Origin of the sequence: Microbacterium sp. Gd 4-13 (assembly GCF_003095395.1) — a bacterium.
In the GTDB taxonomy this organism is placed as follows: Bacteria; Actinomycetota; Actinomycetes; order Actinomycetales; family Microbacteriaceae; genus Microbacterium.
Genome location: NZ_QEIJ01000013.1, coordinates 1 through 18,461, shown reverse-complemented (window position 1 = coordinate 18,461; position 18,461 = coordinate 1). Strand labels below are relative to the sequence as shown.

Annotated in this window: 16 protein-coding genes; 12 read left to right on the top strand and 4 right to left on the bottom strand. The window is 61.9% G+C overall.

Annotated features, from left to right (window positions below):
- The first annotated feature begins 95 nt into the window (after positions 1-95).
- The 11 genes from DEA06_RS15905 (at position 96) to DEA06_RS15860 (ending at position 12,528) form a co-directional block, all read left to right on the top strand.
- On the top strand, positions 96-884 hold the full coding sequence (locus DEA06_RS15905; protein ID WP_116648994.1) for a DUF4239 domain-containing protein: 789 nt from the start codon (positions 96-98) through the stop codon (positions 882-884).
- Between the two features lie 168 nt (positions 885-1,052).
- On the top strand, positions 1,053-2,588 hold the full coding sequence (locus DEA06_RS15900) for a sugar transferase (RefSeq protein ID WP_116648993.1): 1,536 nt from the start codon (positions 1,053-1,055) through the stop codon (positions 2,586-2,588).
- A 26-nt stretch (positions 2,589-2,614) separates the two neighbouring features.
- On the top strand, positions 2,615-3,691 hold the full coding sequence (locus DEA06_RS15895; protein ID WP_165818059.1) for a glycosyltransferase family 4 protein: 1,077 nt from the start codon (positions 2,615-2,617) through the stop codon (positions 3,689-3,691).
- A gap of 149 nt (positions 3,692-3,840) precedes the next feature.
- Positions 3,841-5,124, top strand: a complete 1,284-nt coding sequence (locus DEA06_RS15890) for a hypothetical protein (protein WP_133241806.1) — start codon at positions 3,841-3,843, stop codon at positions 5,122-5,124.
- A complete protein-coding gene (locus DEA06_RS15885; RefSeq protein ID WP_116648990.1) occupies positions 5,084-6,181 on the top strand; it encodes a glycosyltransferase family 4 protein in 1,098 nt (365 codons plus the stop codon). Before DEA06_RS15890 ends, DEA06_RS15885 begins: the two co-directional genes overlap by 41 nt.
- A gap of 266 nt (positions 6,182-6,447) precedes the next feature.
- A complete protein-coding gene (locus tag DEA06_RS15880; RefSeq protein WP_165818058.1) occupies positions 6,448-7,248 on the top strand; it encodes a glycosyltransferase family 4 protein in 801 nt (266 codons plus the stop codon).
- Positions 7,245-8,180, top strand: coding sequence for a glycosyltransferase family A protein (locus DEA06_RS15875; protein WP_116648988.1), 936 nt, complete (start codon positions 7,245-7,247; stop codon positions 8,178-8,180). Before DEA06_RS15880 ends, DEA06_RS15875 begins: the two co-directional genes overlap by 4 nt.
- A complete protein-coding gene (locus tag DEA06_RS15870) occupies positions 8,177-9,301 on the top strand; it encodes a glycosyltransferase (RefSeq protein WP_133241805.1) in 1,125 nt (374 codons plus the stop codon). The genes DEA06_RS15875 and DEA06_RS15870 overlap by 4 nt, the downstream gene beginning before the upstream one ends.
- Positions 9,291-10,133: a glycosyltransferase family 2 protein gene (locus DEA06_RS15865; protein WP_116648986.1), complete on the top strand. Its 843-nt coding sequence runs from the start codon at positions 9,291-9,293 to the stop codon at positions 10,131-10,133. Before DEA06_RS15870 ends, DEA06_RS15865 begins: the two co-directional genes overlap by 11 nt.
- The gene (locus tag DEA06_RS16410) at positions 10,130-11,383 is read left to right on the top strand and encodes an oligosaccharide flippase family protein (protein WP_133241804.1); all 1,254 of its coding nucleotides are present in this window, start codon (positions 10,130-10,132) and stop codon (positions 11,381-11,383) included. Before DEA06_RS15865 ends, DEA06_RS16410 begins: the two co-directional genes overlap by 4 nt.
- A gap of 74 nt (positions 11,384-11,457) precedes the next feature.
- Positions 11,458-12,528: a glycosyltransferase gene (locus DEA06_RS15860; protein ID WP_116648985.1), complete on the top strand. Its 1,071-nt coding sequence runs from the start codon at positions 11,458-11,460 to the stop codon at positions 12,526-12,528.
- 487 nt (positions 12,529-13,015) lie between these two features.
- Here the strand turns inward: DEA06_RS15860 and DEA06_RS16870 are convergent, their stop codons facing one another.
- The 3 genes from DEA06_RS16870 to DEA06_RS15835 all read right to left on the bottom strand — a co-directional run bounded on the left by DEA06_RS16870 (position 13,016) and on the right by DEA06_RS15835 (position 16,039).
- A complete protein-coding gene (locus DEA06_RS16870; RefSeq protein WP_240606995.1) occupies positions 13,016-13,339 on the bottom strand; it encodes a DapH/DapD/GlmU-related protein in 324 nt (107 codons plus the stop codon).
- Between the two features lie 1,699 nt (positions 13,340-15,038).
- On the bottom strand, positions 15,039-15,446 hold the full coding sequence (locus DEA06_RS16745) for a hypothetical protein (RefSeq protein WP_205781311.1): 408 nt from the start codon (positions 15,444-15,446) through the stop codon (positions 15,039-15,041).
- 26 nt (positions 15,447-15,472) lie between these two features.
- On the bottom strand, positions 15,473-16,039 hold the full coding sequence (locus DEA06_RS15835) for a DUF4916 domain-containing protein (RefSeq protein WP_116648981.1): 567 nt from the start codon (positions 16,037-16,039) through the stop codon (positions 15,473-15,475).
- 134 nt (positions 16,040-16,173) lie between these two features.
- Between DEA06_RS15835 and DEA06_RS15830 the strand changes: the two genes are divergently transcribed.
- The gene (locus DEA06_RS15830) at positions 16,174-17,568 is read left to right on the top strand and encodes an HNH endonuclease signature motif containing protein (RefSeq protein WP_116648980.1); all 1,395 of its coding nucleotides are present in this window, start codon (positions 16,174-16,176) and stop codon (positions 17,566-17,568) included.
- 313 nt (positions 17,569-17,881) lie between these two features.
- Here DEA06_RS15830 and DEA06_RS15825 read toward each other — a convergent pair whose 3' ends face one another.
- Positions 17,882-18,337: a YbhB/YbcL family Raf kinase inhibitor-like protein gene (locus DEA06_RS15825; protein ID WP_116648979.1), complete on the bottom strand. Its 456-nt coding sequence runs from the start codon at positions 18,335-18,337 to the stop codon at positions 17,882-17,884.
- Positions 18,338-18,461 lie beyond the last annotated feature (124 nt).

Below are 18,461 nucleotides of genomic sequence, written 5' to 3'. Positions count from 1 at the left end.
GCCCGGTCACTGAGCCTGTCGAAGTGGCCGCCAACCCCCAAGAAACCCGACGCCCCCTCCCCCGTTCCGCCAAACTGCTCACGTGGAGAACACTGATGTGGCTGTATGACCTGCCGGTAGCCGCCGGGCTGCCGCTCTTCGTCTTCGTCGTCGTCGGCGGATCGCTCGGCATCCTCTTGGTGCTTCGACGCTGGGTACGCCGGATGGCCCGCGAAGACGTCGAATGGGATCGCGTGCTCGGCTACGCCGTGGGTGCCTATGGGGTGTTCTATGGCGTCACGCTCGGCCTCATCGCCGCCGGCGCCTACGGCAACCTCGTCGAGGTCGACGACGCCGTCTTGTCCGAATCCTCGTCGATCGCGGCCATGTACCGCAGCGCTGACCAGTTTCCCGAGCCAGCGTCGTCGGAAATGCAAGCCGCGCTCATCGACTACACGAAGAAGGTCGTCGAACTCGACTGGCCCCTGCAGCAGCGACTGATCGTGCCCGAGACGACGGATGCTGAGGTGGGAATCATCCAAGACGCGATCCTGTCGTTCGAACCGACGACGACGACCGAGACGACCCTGCAGGCGCAGACGCTCTTCGTCTTCAACGACTTCGTCACCGAGCGGCGGCAGCGTCTCGCACTGACGAGCCTGGCCCTACCGGGAGTGCTGTGGATCGTGCTCGCCGTCGGCGCAGTGCTGAACGCCGTCCTCATCGGCCTGATCCAAGTCACCAACCTCCGGATACACCTGCTGATGGCCGGGCTGATCGCGCTGTTTGTCTCCCTGCTGCTCTACGCGGTCGCGGGGTTCGATCATGCCTATGCAGGACCCGTCGCCGTCGAGCCGACCTACTTCCAAGACCTGATCGACGGGCTCTTCATACGAGTCCCCTGAGCATCCCCCTCCCTCCGCAACCCGTCGTTCCGCACCGTGTTATACGGCCGACACAAACGGGTGATAGCGTTCCCCCCACGGGGAGATTCTTCAGGGGAAAGGGATCGCACAACTGTGACGTCGCACCTTCGGGTCGACGCGACATCGGCGTCGCAGCGAGCCATTCAAATGAGTTCCAACCGTTCCGATGAGCTGAGCAACGTCCTCGCTGAGCCCGCCACGCACTCGCCTTCCGCACCGCCACTGCAGGTTCCGACCGCACCAACTCTCAACTGGCGCAAGCGGTATGCGCGGATGCTCTGGATCAGCGACCTGCTCGTCCTGGCATGGGTCGTGTTCGGTGCCCAGATCGCCTGGATGGGCATGGGGAACGTCGCTGTGGCTGTCCGCGCAGACTCGCGAATCAACGAGTTTTCGTACTGGGCCTTCTCGGTGATCCTTATAGCCGCGTGGATGTACACGCTGACGTTTGTCGATTCCCGCGGCTATCGCGTAATCGGCAGCGGGTCTACCGAATACGTTCGCATTGCGACGTCGAGTTTTCGCCTCTTTGGGGTAATCGCGATCATCGCGTTCCTCCTGCGCGTCGACGTGGCGCGTGGTTTCCTCCTGCTAGCCCTTCCCGCAGGGATTCTGGTGTTGCTAGTTGAGCGATGGCTATGGCGCCAGTGGCTCGGCGCGAAGCGACGCAACGGCGAGTATGCGGCTCGGGTACTGCTTGTGGGATCCGAATCATCAGTGGCCCAGATCGCTCGTGAGCTGCACCGCTCCCCCGGATCGGGCTACCAAGTCGTCGGAGCATGCGTGCCGTCCGGCCAGATCGCTGGGACCATCGCCGGGACATCAATTCCGATAATGGGCTCAGTATCAGCGGTCGGGCGGGCCATCGAAGCCACCGGTGCCGACACAGTTGCCGTGACGAACACCGACGAGCTGCCCCCTGACAAGGTCAAGGAGATTTCTTGGAACCTCGAGGCCGGCAAGCAGCATCTTGTTCTCGCTCCGAGCATTGTCGATATCGCAGGTCCTCGCATACACATGCGGCCGGTATCAGGACTCCCGTTAATTCACGTCGAGACACCGCGCTTCACCAAGGGTCAGCTCTTCGTGAAGCGATCTCTCGACCTAGGCGCGTCCGTCATCGGTGTCATACTTATCAGCCCCATCCTTGCCTTCCTAGCCGTGACAGTGCGCCTTACAAGCCAAGGACCGGTGTTCTTCCGCCAGACCCGCATAGGGCTCCGCGGCAAAGAGTTCACCATGATCAAGTTCCGATCCATGGTGACGAACGCCGAAGATCTCCTTGAACAGCTGCAGCGTGAGCAACGCGATGCCGGCAACGAGGTGCTCTTCAAGATGAAGAATGACCCGCGCATAACCCCGGTCGGGCGGATCATGCGGAAGTTCAGCCTCGACGAATTGCCCCAGCTATTCAACGTCATCGGCGGGTCGATGTCGCTGGTCGGACCGCGCCCTCCTCTCCCGAGCGAAGTGGCCCAGTACGCCGACCACGTTCACCGGCGGTTTCTAGCCAAGCCCGGCATCACAGGCCTGTGGCAAGTGAGCGGCCGATCCTCGCTCTCGTGGGAGGATTCAGTGCGGCTCGATCTCTCCTATGTTGAGAACTGGACGCTTCTCGGGGATCTTGTCATCGTATGCAAGACGGCGCGGGCGGCGCTGGCACCAGGCAACACGGCCGCATAACATCGCCGAGCGGAAGCGACGCACACATGACCAAGCGAGCGAGAGATGGCCAGATGAAAGTAGGGCTGCTCTGCGTTGGATGGCCGGGGCGCCACGAGGTAGGCGGCGCTGCTCGCTACGCCTGGCGCTTCGCCGAGATGATGAGGGACGATGTTGACCTCCATGTGATTACATCCGAGGGTGGAACTCCCTTGCCCGGCGCAACTATGCACTTTCTGGAGAACGGTGGCGGGAGATTCAAGCACTACTACCGCTTCCCGTTTGAAGTCCGTCGCGCACTGCGCGGCCTCGACCTGGACATATTGCATGCTTTCGGAGACGACTGGGCGCTCACGGGACGTCGATTCAGTTGGGTCCGTACTTTTCATGGCAGCTCGCTATCTGAGGCACGGGCCTCCACGGGTTTGAGGCGATGGAACCACTACGTCTTAGGCGCTCTCGAGCACTCAGTCCGACGTCGATGTGACCTAGCGATCTCAGTCGGGCCGGAAGGCGAGTCCGAATTCAAGACCGATATCCTCATACCGCCAGTCATCCCGCGCGACGGCGACTTCACACCCCCCGAACCCAGCACGAAGCCAACCGTGACCTTCATTGGGACCGCCACCGGGCGCAAGCGCGGCCTCATGGCTGCAAGCTTGGTCAATGAGGCGTCTCGCCGAACAGGCCTCGCCATCGAGCTGCGGGTGGTGGGACCCGCCAACGACAAGAAGAACTGGCCGGCCGGCGTGATGCACTACAGCGACCCGCAGGACGAAGAAGTCACCGCACTCATCCGCGAGTCATGGCTACTGATAGCTCCATCGGCATACGAAGGATTCGGCATCCCTGCTTTCGAAGCGGCCAGCCTGGGTGTTCCCAGTGTCTCGAGTCCAAACCCGGGCAGCGAGTACATTGCCCAACAGATCGGGAACGACGAGCTGTTCGCAGTGCGTGACGACGCGACCTTCATTGACGCGTTGGTTGACCGCCTAACTCGCGGTGCTCCAAGCCAATCTTCTTCTATTCGAGCCGCTGTTGATGCGGCCGATGCCTTGGCAAGCCAGGCTTCAAAGTCGCGCATCCTAGAACTCTATTCATCTTTGAGGACGGGGCGTAGGTGAGCCTCGGATCTCGCTCAGCGAGAATTCATACCAATCCGAGCGCAGGATTTGCCCGCCCTATTGTCATCGCAGCAGGCTTGTGCGCCTCGGTAACGGTCGCGGTCCTCGCAACCCTCACTATCGGCGGCCCGGCAGTTATTCTCCTCCTGATGACAGCCATCGTTATCGTCATGGGGGTCAAAAAGCCCGAGGTCGCCTTCGTCGCTGCCATAACCGTCGGCGTGGGCAACGGTGCATTAAGGCGAATCGCGGGCTGGATAGACCCATCCGGCATCGCGACTCAGATTGTGCCAATCATACCTGCCGTAATTCTCGTGACTCTGTACGTAAGCTTGCTCGTGATCAGGCGGAATCACTGGACCGATAAGGCCCCGATTGCTTTTGTGCTGGTCTGCATCGTTGTAATCATTTCGGGAATAAATCCCGCAGGTGTAGGCATTGTGAACAACCTTCTTGCGTCGTCGCTCTTGATCTCGGGGATCCTCGCCTTTATTCTGACCTTCCGAAGGCTAATACCCCACTCCTCGGTTATCAACACCCTCGCAGTTGTGGGCTCAATAAATGCTGCATACATGATCCTTCAGGAGATCAACGGGCTCACACCTTGGGACGCGTACTGGGTCGATAATTTCGGCTATTCCGCACTTTACCTCGGCCCCAACCTTGTCCGCCCATTAGGCCTCGGCGCGAGCGCAGCGGAGAGTGCGGCGATTTGCGCGATGCTAGTGGGCGTAAGCGTCGCTCGCCTTCGCGTTTCCCGCAATCCAGCCTGGCTTGTACCTATCAGCCTGGGACTGTATGCCGCGCTCACGAGCGGAACGCGAACCTTCGCATTGCCAGCTTTGGCGGTAATCTTGCTGGGGTTCGCGATTGGTCGCAAACGTCCGATGCTCGTCGGCCTGGTCACCTTGGCGGTTACTCTGCCAGTCATAGTCGTCATTGCAGGGCGCCTCATGCCGGCCGTCTCGTCGGCGGGAGCCGGCCGCGTTCTCATGCTCGTCAGCGGGAGCGAAAGCGAGGAGACCAGCACGGTCGGCATCCACCAAGACCTCATCCTGTCGTCCCTTCTTCGAGGTCTATCTAGCGTCATCGGGACAGGAAGTGGTCAAGTCTCGGTGCTCGCTTCGGGGGGACTCGGCAGTTCCGAGCAGGACATCTCGAACATGGCATTGATTGGAGGCGTTCTTGGGGTTGTGGCGATGCTCGCCCTGTACATCACCTTCGCGCGCGCAATCCCGGGTGCATTCCGCGACCTAAACACCGCACCTTTCCTATTCATAACGTTCGCCACAATAGGCCAGTGGATGAATGTCGGATATTACGGAGCGACCCCCCTCATCTGGGCCAGCCTCGGAGTTGTACTATCACTAAGGACCAAGGAAACCAAGGAATATGCACTGGATACTGGTCGGAAAAGAAGCTCCAGGGACTAAGACCGGGGGGTTGAACAGATACGTCGAGGGCTTCGCCCCTGCAATGCGCCATGCTGGAGTTGAGGTGACAGAAGTATTCCTTGGATCGGTCGAGTCAGGCCAAGGCAGCTCAGGCTTGGCGCGGATTTGGCGTTCCTTCCTGTTGGGAATCCGCACTAAAGGCGTCGACGTGATCGATAGTCATTTCGCTATGTACGGCATGCCATTCGTGATGGGCGCGCTACTTCGTGCGCGTCTGCGCGCCGTACAGCCGCCGGTCGTGGTCGTCCACTTCCATGGCCCGTGGGGCGACGAGTCCGCTATTGCTTCTCGCACAAATCGATCGATCGGGTTGACAGTAAAACGGGGTATGGAACGCTGGGTGCTCGGGCGGGCCGCGGTTGTAGTTGTCCTGACGAAGGTGTTTGCCCAGGAAGCGGCCCGGACGGGAGCAGATCCGTCGAAGATCGCTATCATTCCGCCGGGTGTCGGAGAATTCTGGAGTCAACGCTCGTCCGAACCTGTCGACGAGGGCTCCGTCAAGTTGCTGTGCGTTCGGCGACTCACTGAGCGCATGGGGCACGAGCGGCTGATACGCATGCTCCACACGATGAACTTCCGGGTCGACGGCCGAGCCGTGTGCCTGGAGGTAGTGGGAACTGGCGAGCTCGAGTCACATCTAAAGAGCGTCACGCAGGGTCTGGGCCGGTCCGATTCGGTGCGCTTTCACGGACGACTTAGTGATATCGAGCTCCGCGCCATCGCACACACATGCACGGCCGCAGTGGTGCCGACCCTGGCGCTCGAGGGATTCGGGTTGGTTGTCCTCGAAGCAATGGCGATGGGGTTGCCAGTCATCAGCACCGGGCAGGGAGGCCTTAGCGAGGCAATGGGCCCGTGGGCCCGGGTACCGTTTCTCTTCTCCCTCCAAGAACCCGATTCACTTCACGCGGCGGTTAGGGCGGTGAGCATACCAGGACGCGCGACTTTAGGACACGAGGTGCGAGAGTATGCCCTTCGCCACACCTGGGAGCAGGTCGCGCGCCGCACCCTCGACACGGTGTCGACCAAGTCATGAAGCCGATCTTGTACTGCCACACATCTCGAGTAGGCGGCGCCGAGATCGCTTCGCCGGCCTTGGCGGAACACATTGGGGCTGAGATCTGGAGCCGCGGGGGTGGTCCAACTGTTGACCGCGCGGCAGAACTGGGCGTCCCCGTGACGGTCCTTCCAGTCGCAGCCGACAGTCGACCGAAGTCACTAGTTGCCCGTCTAGCGACCGCCACTTCTCTTCTCACGTCACAGGTAGATGTTCTTCGTCAGATTCGGCGCAGCCGACCGCCGTTGCTGATCAGCAACACAGTGCAAGGGCTACTGCATGTCGCCGTTCCCGCGCTCGTGACGCGCACCCCGCTCGTCGTGTATGTGCGGGATTTGGGTCGAGGCGGCAACCGGCCGCCCCTCGAAGTCTGGGTCTACGAGTCCCTCATGCGCCTGTGGTCATCCGGCGTCATCTTCAATAGCGAGACAACGCGACGCAGTTGGCGAGTCAGTGCACCGAGCATCGTGGTCCCGACAGCTATCGAGGACCGTTTCTTTACGGCGTCCGCTCCTGCCCGTCACGGCGGAATCGTCATGGTGGGCCGAATTGCGCGCTGGAAAGGCCAAGCAGAGGTCATCCGAGCGCTCAATCACCTCGCCGATGGTGGAAGATCGGTCGAGCTGACGCTAGTGGGCGACCGAACCTTCGGCGACAACGTCGACCTTCCCCCCGCTCGCTTTCCCCTCACGCTAAAGGGTTTTGCCGACCCACTCGAGTATCTGACGCATCGCCAGCTGCTAGTCCACGCGAGCAAAACACCCGAGCCGTTCGGCCAGGTTCTCGCCCAGGCCGCCGCCGCAGGCATCCCGATTATCTGTGCAAACCGTGGGGGACAAACTGAGTGGTTAAAGCACGGCGAGTCCTGCCTCATGTCGGACCCGCATGACACTGACGCGCTCGCCGCCGCCATTGAGCAGACATTGGACGACCCCGCGCGATCTGCACAACGCGCCGACGTCGCTAATGCGGCATCAGAACAGTTCCGCGCGGAGAAGGCATACGGGCCGCTCCAAGACTGGCTTAAGAAGGTGGCAAACCTGTGACTCCCTTGACAATCGATGTGATCGTTCCTTCCGTGGGCCGTCCCCGAGACGCACAACAGGCGGTTGAGTCCGTGAGACGCGCCATCGAGAGCCGGCTCGATCCTGGTTTGCAGATCCATGTCATAGTCGTTCATCGTGAAGACGATCTGCCGACACACGCAGCAGCGGTAGCGAGCGGCGCTCGGCCAGTCCACGTAAGTCAAGCCGGGCTCGCCCATGCCATGCGTGCGGGCGCGGAAGCCTCAACCGCAGAGGTCGTCGCCTTCCTAGATGATGACGCACGCATGCGACCTGACTGGTTCGACCATGTCGCCCCCCACTATGACAACCCGCGCGTCGGCGGCGTCGGTGGCGCAGATGTTCAACCGAATGGCTATGCGGTTCGGATCGCGCAGGACAACATCGGCCAGATTGACCGATTCGGACGCGTGCTTGGCGGACACCATCAAGCGACCGGTTCAGCTCGCGTTGTGAGTCATCTCAAGGGTGCGAACTGCAGCTTTAGACGCGAATCTTTCATACGTTGGCCGTACCAAGGATCAGTTGCCGGAAGAGGCGCCCAAGCGAGGAACGAGTTCATTGCGTCTCTGGCAATCCACGCGCAGGGTCTCGATCTCATACTCGATCCTGAGGCGGTCGTCGATCACTACCCTGCACCGCGAGAAGCGGGAGACGCGCGCGGCGATGCCTCCAAGGCATACGAGACCGCCTACAACGAAGTCTTTGGCTTCGCCATGTCCGACCATCCCCGACGTCTGCGAAACATGATCTTCCTAGCGACCGTCGGGTACCGCAATACGCCGGGAATGGTGCGTTTACTCTTACGACAGACAACGGCTGCGCACGTTAAGGCAACTCTTTCTGGACTCACTGCAGGTCACCGCGCTGGGCGACAGTTTCGACACTCTTCAAGTGCGGAGGCGAGCCGGTGACTCGGTCGGTTCTAGTGCTGGCGGCCCAAGGAGTCGCAAGCTACGACGCGGAACGGGCGCGGGAGCTCGTCGGCGGGACGTCTTACTCGTCGACTCTTCTTAAAATCGAACGTTCTTCTGGCGCATTTCGTGTCTTTTGGCAGACGCTCCAGACACTTCAGCAGGCGGACAATGACATCGTCTACCTCGAAGGCACTGGTATGCGTGTCGGTATCCCGCTACTGCTGGCCTCACTACGACGCGGAAGGCGTCTCATCTACGTCGTCTCGAGCGGTGACGCTGTCGATCGCTACTTCCGGAACAAGTACGGCGTGCTCGCAGGCCTCATAGCCGGAATCTACGAACGGTGGCTCTATCGGCGCTCTTCCGGCTTCATCGGTTGGACGCCCTATCTTGTTGGACGCGCAATCCGAATGGGCGCACCAACAGGACTAACGATCGAAGGTCAGGTCCCGAGTGAAATGTTCCCGGCGACACCTGGAGATCGCGCGGACATTCGAAATCGGCTCGGTGTTGCGAACGAAGACATACTCGTTGGAGTGACAGGGAGCCTAAACTGGTCGAAGAGACAAGCATACTCGTACGGGCTTGAGCTTGTTGAAGCCGCCTCCAGAGTCCGTAGGACAGACATCTCGTACGTGATCGTCGGCGGCGGGACAGGTCGGGCAAAACTCGTCGAACGTGCGCGGGAGAGGGGCGTAAATGTGAGGTTCATAGACCGGGTGCCCCGCGCCGAACTATCAACGATCATGTCTTCGCTTGATCTCGCTGTCATTGCACAAACGCCGGACGAAGTCGGCCTTCTCCGCTTGACCACTAAACTGCCCGAGTATCTGGCCGTCGGAACCCCCGTTGTGATGCCAGCTGTGCCCGGCGCGTTCGATTACATGCCCCCGGGACCAGAGTCGCCTGTTTTCATCCTGCCAGCCCTACACCCCGGACGAGGCGAGTTCTGGGTAGCCCTCGCGAAGCAATTTGACAAACTCGATAAAGACGATCTTGCGAAGCGACGCTCGACCGCGCTTATAGCCGCAGAGAGGTTTAGTTCCGGCAATCCCTCTCTCAAACTTCAGACGCTCTTTGACATTCTTCCCGATACGGCAGGCACCAATGACCGTTGACCGCTCTCTCACAATATTCATCTGCACCCGCGATCGGCCTGACGAGCTGTCATCAGCACTCGCCAGCATCGCGCGCGGGTCCATGGCGCCTGCTCGCGTTCTAGTGAGCGACGACAGCGAAGATGGTCAAGCGACGGAGGAGATAGCTCGCAAATTTGGCGTGGACTACCAGCGTGGCCCACGGCGGGGGCTCGGCGCGAACAGAAACGCCTGTGTCGAGGATCTCAATACGGACCTTTGCGCATTTATCGATGATGACGTGATCGTCTCGTCAGATTTCGTAAAGCACGCATCAACCGCCCCGCAGACTCAAATTACAACTGGATGGGAACTCAATTTCTCAACGGAACCGGCGCGGAGGGTATTTGCCAGTAACGCGAGCTTCCTCGGATTTCAGAAGAGCGACACTCGACACGGGCTGAAATCAATTGTAATCAATGCAACCGCGATTCCTCGCAAGGCCTTCTCAACTATCAGGTTCGACGAACTGACGCGATACGGATATGAAGAAATAGACTTCGCCCGCCACGCCAGCGCTGCGGGATGGACTATCGCCCACAATCCGGATCTGTGGGTCGAGCACCACCCGTCAGCCTATGGGCGAGCCGATTACAACGCGCAACTTGATGTGTCACGAATCTACCTAACGCGATTCGCATACGCCAGGTATGACCGCAATCCAATAAAGTCCTGGACCTATTCCGTTGTTTCCGCCGTGCATCTGCTACTCAGCGCTGCAAAATCCCGACGGCCAATCGGTGAAACACTCAATGTGATCCGCCGATCGAACGCGATCTACAGAACCAGAATTCGGGCGGAAGAAGCTTCGTGAAGCTTCCCTTCGCGAGACTTCTTCGCGCACTGAAGAGCCCGTCCGGCCGTGGAGTCGCAGCAACAGCGGTTGTGACGTACGCGGGCATGGGACTTAGCCTGCTGTCGGCGCCGATCCTCGCGCAGGCGATAGGGGCGGACGGGCGTGGGGTCGTCGCCGGTTCATTCGCTCTTATCCAGACCCTGTCCTGGGTGGGCTTCTTTTCCCTACCGCGAGTTCTCGGGCGTGACTCAGCGTCCGGGCTTAGCCTGTCCCGCGCGGGGCTGGTGTGGCTGACCGTGCTCGGAGCCGCCAACACAATTGCTGTACTGCTTCTTGCCGACGTGCTTTCCAATGGAGACGATCGAATCGCCCTTGGAATGCGTGTGGCCGCGATCGTTCTACTATTCAACGGTGTCGGTCAGGTTGGCGTCGAGCAATCCTTGGCTAAGGGACGTATTGGTCTATTCAACTTATCGCGACTTGGATACACCGTCCTGCCATCGTTGACGATAGTCGCGCTCGCTGTTACTGGAAACCTAAATACAACGTCGGCCTACCTGGCGACGCTTTCTGGTCAGTTGGTCACGACGGTAGTAGGTGTCGCGTTAAGCGTCGCGCTGACGCCTAGGCTTTCTCGAGCCGTGACACCGTGGCGCGAAGCGCTGCACTTGTGGTCTGCCAACGCGATGGATAGCGTGTCTGGACAACTCGGTCAGGTTTTGCTCGCCGCATTGTCAACCGCTAGCCAAGTGGGTGTGTTCTCGATCGCCGTTATGCTCGGTTCGGCCGCCGGCGCCCTTGCCCAAGCGCTGACCCAGGTCGGCTATGCCAAGTTTCTTCGCCATGCTGGCGACGGATCGACCTCATCTCCGGGCATGCTACGGGGCCTATCATTGCTAGGTATCAGTTCCACTATTGTTGTCGGCTCAGCACTCACGGTGTTTGTTTACTTGTATGGCACGCTCCTCTTCGGAGATACGTTTGCAGGGCTAGCTCTCGTGACAGCGGCAGCTCTCGTCTCGCAGGTGTTTACCGATCAGTGGAACCTGAGGGTCCTACATGATGTCGCCCACCGCAATGTGGCCCAGCTGGTAGCGGCCTCGGGGACCGGGGCCGTCGTTACTGCGGGAAGCTCGATCATCTTGGGTCTCTCGAACAGCCTGAACGCGACATCAATGGCTATCGCCTTGGCCGCCGGCGCGGCCACTAAAATTGCCGTTCGAATTCTTCTACATCGTTTTCGTAGCCGTCGAACCGCGGAGCCATGAACGAGTCGCTTGCCGCGTAAGTAACGGCGCACCAGAGCCTCGACGTCCTAACCTGCCTGCAAAAGGAACACACAATGTCCGTAGTGGTTGCGCACGATTACCTGACTCAGCGTGGAGGTGCTGAGAGAGTTGCCCTCGAACTCGCACAACAGCTGGGCGCCTCCGAGGTTGTAACGTCGGCTTATCACCCTGGCCAGACTTTCGATGGCTTTTCTGATTTCAGTGTTCGGCAGAGTGCAGACCCGCTGGTACGGCTTCTTCGTAAAGATCCGCGACGCGCGCTTCCGTTTCTTGCCCGCGCCTGGGACCGCATGCCGCCCGTCGACGCTGACGTGGTCGTCTGCAGCTCGTCGGGTTGGTCTCACGCAGTACCCACCACTCCGGGTACCAAAAAGGTGGTGTACTGCCACAATCCTGCTCGTTGGCTTTACCAGCCCACCGACTTCCTGCAAGATCAGGGATTGATGTCTCGCGTCGGGCTCGGCCTGCTCCGTTCGAGGCTGACGGCGTGGGACGTGCGGGCCGCCGCGACCGCTGATGTCTACATCGCGAACTCTACGATTGTGGCTTCTCGCATACGGGACGTTTATGGGATCGAGCCCACCGTCGTGCACCCTCCGGTAGCAGTTGACACCAAGGCCGAGCAGTCAGCGGACGATCGCTTATCTAGCGGGTTTTTCTTGAGCGTCGGCCGCGCTCGCGGGTACAAGGGCGTCTCGCGCTTGATAGAGGCATTCGCTATGACGCCGGACGAGCGACTGGTGATAGTCGGAGTGGAATCACAGGAGTCGTTCCCGCCCAATGTCGTCGGTGTCGGCCGCGTAAGCGAAGCGCGCTTGCGCTGGTTGTATGCCAGCGCGCGTGCGTTGGTTTCCGTGTCGAAAGAAGATTTTGGTCTCACTCCAATCGAGGCGAACGCGTTCGGCACACCGTCTTTAGTTCTCCGCTTCGGCGGGTTCCTCGACAGTACTGTCGAGGGCGTGAACGGCATCTTCATACCATCCGATGAACCCTCCGCAATATCAAGCGCTGTACGCGAGTTTCCATCATCTTGGAAAGTTGGCGATATCATTGCGCATGCAGATCGATTCTCCGTGGAGAATTTCACCCGTCACATGACCGCAGCTATTAATGAGCTGGGATAGCGAGTACATCTATGACACCCGAGCAGGTATGGCGCTGGTCGCAGGCGCTGCATCGTCATGGATTTCGGCGTTCGGCTCGAATCCTCAAATTTGTGAACTACATGCTCTTCCGAGCAATTCTCCCCCCTCAGGCCCAGACAGGTCGTGGCCTACGTTTAGGACACCTCGGGCTGGGCGTCGTGGTTCACCCGAACGTCACCATCGGCGCAGACGTTACAATCTGGCACCATGTCACCATCTCAGCGACCACGTGGGTGGGGTCTGATGTAAGGATCACTATCGAGGACGGCGTGACTATCGGCGCCGGTTCAATCATTGTTGGTCGTCATAACGAATCGCTTGTTCTCGGACGCCGATGCTCAGTCGGAGCGGGAAGTGTGGTGACGCAGAGTATCGAGTCAGGCGCGGTGGTTGTCGGAAACCCGGCCCGTCCGATCAGATGAGGACCGCCACGATTCGCTCGGTATGACGCAGAATGACGGATTAGTCATTTGCGCGGTTCTGACGAAACCTCAAGGTTCCGCACAACACGGGCCGGGTTTCCTGCGACAACCGTGAACGCTGCGACGTCCGACGTGACTATGGCGCCAGCGGCAACTACGGCACCGTCACCTATTGACACGCCGGGCAACACGATGGCCGATCTGCAAATCCACACTTCGTTTCCGATATGGACAGGTTGCGAGGTGACGCCAAGTCCGGGGCTCAATTCATGCGAGTTAGTGTCGGCGATGGAGGCGAAAGGGCCGAGTTTTAGCCCATCGCCGATTTCTGTCACTGATGAAGCGTGGATACTCGAGCCCGAGTTCATCATGAGGCGGTCGCCGATAGTCAGTCTCGCCCCGTCATCAGTGCGTAAGTGAACGGGGGCCTCGAAGCCGTAGATCACGGCGCGCGACCCGATCGAAGTAACTGCGCCCCGCGCGTCCAGGTACGGCGCCTTGCCCTTTATCAGCGGCCGCACCCCTGTACGCACTCCGTGCACTCGGAACCACACGCGGGCCCGAAGGATGCGCAGCTCGCGTAGCAATCGCTGGAGCATAGTTATCACCGACTCTCACTCTCACTGCCTCATGTTATTGGTCCGCAGGCTGGCACTCCCACAAACCTACCCCCGGGCAACCCTCCGATATATATGATCAATTCATGACGTCTCGGCGCACGGCCAACAGGGTGTGGAATCTCCGCGTGAACATCCTGGCAGCCTCTCCTCTTATTCATGGACACGTCCGTGAACGTCTTCTGCGGTCGGGAGGAGTCAATCCCAATGGAACTTCTATCCGACCTGGGGTTTATTTTGCCTCAGATCTCGTTACGTTTGGATCTGGCGGGCTCGTTGAGCGTCACGTAACGTTCGAGAATCGCGAACACGTAAGCATCGGCTCTCGCGTTTACATCGGACCGGAGTGCTACATCGGCACATCGTCTCACGAGGTTGCCGGCCCTCAGCAACGTGCGGGAGCCTACAAAGGCGCCGGGGTGAAAATCGAGGACGGTTGCTGGATCGGCGCACGTGCAGTGGTCTTGCCCGGCATCACCATCTCAAGAGGCTGCGTGATCGCGGCCGGCTCAGTGGTCACACGGACTACTGAGCCAAACGGTCTCTATGCTGGGGTCCCGGCCACGCGGAAGAAGGATCTGTAACCCACGGCTGAACATGCGTGAAGTCCGCGACACACCGCCGGTTCGGCGCGATGGCGGTTTTCGTTCCGTGAGGCCCCTTAGTCCTTTTGGTCCGGGACCGTGGTCCGCGTGCTCATGGTCGACGCTGACGTGGGAGCACTCGAAAAGTGTCCCGAGCGGATCGACACAGTGAAGCTCGCCTCGCGGGGCACCGCGTGACCGTTCACGACGAGAGATACATGATGAGCGGCCTCCACGGCATAGCTCCGTCACGCGATTCCCGCGGATAAATTGTCCGATTATCGTGGTCTGGAGACGGGGATGACGGCTTCCGCTCCGAGCCCGACCCAGCTTGCTGTCGAATCGGCTCCTAGCCGTCTTGTAAGACGGAAGGCGCGTCGAGGAACGACAGCGAATCGACGTCAAGGTGGAGGCAGGGAGGCGAGGAGGCGAGCGCCCATAGGAGTCACCCTACCGAGGTCGGCGCAGTCGCAGAAGGCCATCGATTCTCTGGCTCCCGAAGTGGCCTGGGTGGCGAATACGCCCGGCGAAGGCGCACTCATTGACGGGGCAGCCGACGACAGCACGTGGTCGGCACCAGCCTTGACGAGGAATGGGTGCGAGCGCGTCTCTACGACAACCTCCAGCGGTGGCTCACCTGCGATGTGTTACCCACCGTCGTTATGGGCACACGCATCCTTGTCATGGTCGTGCCCGAAGCAATCGAACCTGCTTTTTTACGGCGACCGCATCAAGTGGCGTGTCAGTGACCGAAGCGTCGAGATCGACGCGGCGACCTGGCATGGTCGGCGCCTCACCGGACTGCGCGTCGACTAATCAGCGGAATACAGTGCTCGCACGATCTACGAAACGAGGGCGAGAGCGATTCAGATGGCTCGCGACTGCCTCAAGGCGTCGGGTCTGCGGCCGTCGACACGCTGCGCGCCCTCGAACCGATTGCCGGCGCCGAGCTGTGGCGGGTCGAGCTGTCTACCGGCACCCGCAAGGATCGATCGATCGTCGAAGACGCGACCTTCGAGACGGATGCGGCATTCGTACGCTTCATCGCACTCCCCGAGCACCGCGCGGCCGGCGAGGTCATGGCCCGCATCGCCGGGCGCGAGAACGGGCACGATGTCTCTCCAGATGAACGACGAGAACGGCGTTCCGTGCAGCAGCACCAGCGGCTCGCCCTCACCGTAGACGCCCCATCGCACTTCTCCGTCTCCGACGTCCCACCGCTCGGGCAGCGTCCACGTTGTCGTCGAGGGCTCTCGAATGTTTCTGGTAAACATCTCTCTAGACGTAACGGAGGATGCGGCTATGCTGCGCGGCCTCGCAGCAGTCGCTCGAACAACACCGCACACCCCGGCCACAGGGGCCGCGGCAGGTCGTCGACGGCGAACCAGCCGAAGTCGAGCGCCTCGTTCTGCGGCTGCGGATCCCCGATCGCGGTGACCACGAACGACAACCCGATCGCGTGCTTGCGTGGGTCATCGCCGTAGCGCAGGTGCGCAGCATCCGCCGGCAGATCGTCAGGAGGAAACCACTGGTACACGTAGCCCGGCTGCGGATCGGCGGGCAGTTCGAGGTCAACGGCGATCGTGTCGCGTGCGTGACGGCCGAGCGCCTCGCGGATGCTCTCGCCCCGACCGATGCGTCCGCCGAGGTGGCACCACACCTGCCCGTGCGGAGACTCGCGCAGGATGAGGCCGATCTCACGGCGGCCGTTCTCGATGCGTTCGGGAACGAAGTCGACGCACGCCAGCGGCACCGATCTCTCGACCAGGGCGTAGGTGTCATCGGGCAGGAAGAGCATGCGTCGAGCATCCCAGACCTTGCCCCGCCCGGCGCTCGACCCCTCGTGCACAACGGAGGAGATGTGCATTTCGGAGGACCGTGTGGCACCCAACGCCCTCCGAAGTGCACATCTCCTCCGCAGCGGACACGCTTCGGCGGCTACGCGGCCGGGCGACGTCGCGGGCCCGGTTCGATGTCGGAGGTATCTGCGACACTAGAGCCATGACCACGAACCCGACCTTCGATGATCGCGACGATGCGGTCATCGACGACATCGTGAGCACGCTCGTCGAGAACGAGCGCGCGGCCGCCGCTCTCGAGGCCGAGAACGTCATGGGGTTCGCGACGGCGATGCGCGTGGCCCTCTCTCGATCGGCCCACAAACCGAAGACCGTGCAGGTGCGCGAGATGCAGCTGCGGTCGATCGCCGCCGAGATCGGCATCGCACTGCGGTGGAACGACCGCGTCGTGCAGCGCCGCATGAACGACGCGATCGATCTCGTCGACAAGTGGCCCGCCACGCTCGACGCGTTGTCAGAGGGCCGCATCTCGATGCGTCACGCGAGCGTCATCCGCGAAGAGGGCGCTGTGATCGACGATCCGAACGAGCGGCAGGCCTTCGAAGAGGTCGTGCTCGAGCGCGCATCCACCGATACCGTCGCGCGCACGCGCACCCTCGCCCGGGCGATCGCCGAAGAGCTGCACCCCGAGTCGATCACCGTTCGCCACGCGCGCGCCGAGAACGAGCGCCGCGTCTGGGTCAACGACGTCGGCGACGGCATCGGCGAGCTCGTCGTGCGCCACTCCATCACGCTCGTGCGCGCAATGCGCGACCGCCTCACCCGGCAGGCTCACGCCGTGCGGTCGGTCGCCGCACCGCCGACCAGTGACACCGAGGCGGATGCTGCGGCCGCCGCCGAACGCGACGGTGACGCCGCATCCGACACCGCATCTGCCACCGGCGCGGCATCCGATTCCGACGCGGAATCCGACACCGTCGTTCACGACACGCGCACGCTCGACCAGATGCGCGCCGACCTCGCCTGCGACCTCATGCTCACCGGGCAACCGGCCATCGACCCGACCACCGACGTGGTGCCCGGCGGGCTCGGAGCCATCCGCGCGCACGTGCAGGTCGTGGTTCCGGCCCTCACCGCCGCCGGAGTCTCCGACCGCGGAGCGACGATCGACGGACTCAGTCCGGTCGACGCCGAGACCGCCCGCTGCCTCATGGCCACCGCACCCGGATGGGATCGCATTCTCACCCACCCCGTCACCGGTGCCGTGCTCGCCGTCGACCGCTACCAGCGCAACCGGGCGATGGAGAGGTTTCTCGCCGCGCGCGACATCCATTGCCGCTTTCCGGGGTGCCGAATGCCCGCCCGCTACTGCGACTACGACCACAATTACGACTGGGCGCTCGGCGGGCCCACCGATGTGATCAACCTCGCGTGCCTGTGCAAGCGACATCACACGCTCAAAACCGAAACGAAGTGGACGGCTCGGCAGCGTCCCGACGGATCCATCGAATGGACCTCGCCCCTCGGTCACACCACCATCGACAAGCCCGAGCGCTACGTCACCTTCGTGCCCGACGGCGACCCGCCGCCCTTCTGACCCGGCACCACCCTCACCCGCGCACGACGGAGCGATCTCCTCTGCGCGCACACGAGATCGACGGCGTCCCCGCCGTCAGCGCTCGTGCGCACACGAGACTCGCGGCCTCCTCACCGTCAGCCCTCGTGCGCACACCGGAGGAGATGCGCACACCGGAGGATCCCCCGGTCCCATCCGCCCTCCGAACCGCACATCTCCTCCGAACCGCACGCCCGCACCGCGCGCCGCACCGCGCGCCCCGCACCGCACACCCCGCACCGCGCCGAGGCGCACACGCGCCTGGACCGCGGCCGACGGATGCGGCGCAGCGACGTCAGCGCGAGAACAGACCGACGGTGCGCGCCTGCTCGATGATGGCGTCGGCGTACTCGTCCAGGAACTCCTCGCGCGACGGCGTGCCCTCGACCCGACGCGAGAGCGCGAACACCCAGAAGTAGTAGTGGTGCTCGCCGTGGCCCGCGGGCGGCTGCGGCCCGTAGTACGACGTGACCCCCGCGGTGTTCGGCCCCTGACGAACGCCATCGGCATCGACGTCGAGCTCGGTGCTATCGGCCGCGACGCCGTAGACCACCCAGTGCGTGAATCCCTGAGGCAACGGAGCATCCGGGTCATGCACGATCACCGCGAGCTCCACCGTCCCCTCCGGGACACCGTCGAACACCACACGCGGCACGCGGTTGCCGCCGTCGGCCGAGAACTCCTCCGGGATGCGCGTGAGCGTGTCGAAATCGGGGCTCTTCACCGCCAGCTTGTCGATGGGCAGAGACATGGGCGACTCCTCTCCGGGGGGGGGGGGGGGGGGAGCACCACCCCCCCCCCCCCCCCCCCCCGCCGCCGGGGGGGGGGGGGGGGGGGGGGCGGGGCCCCGCCCCCCCCCACGCCGCCGACGGCGG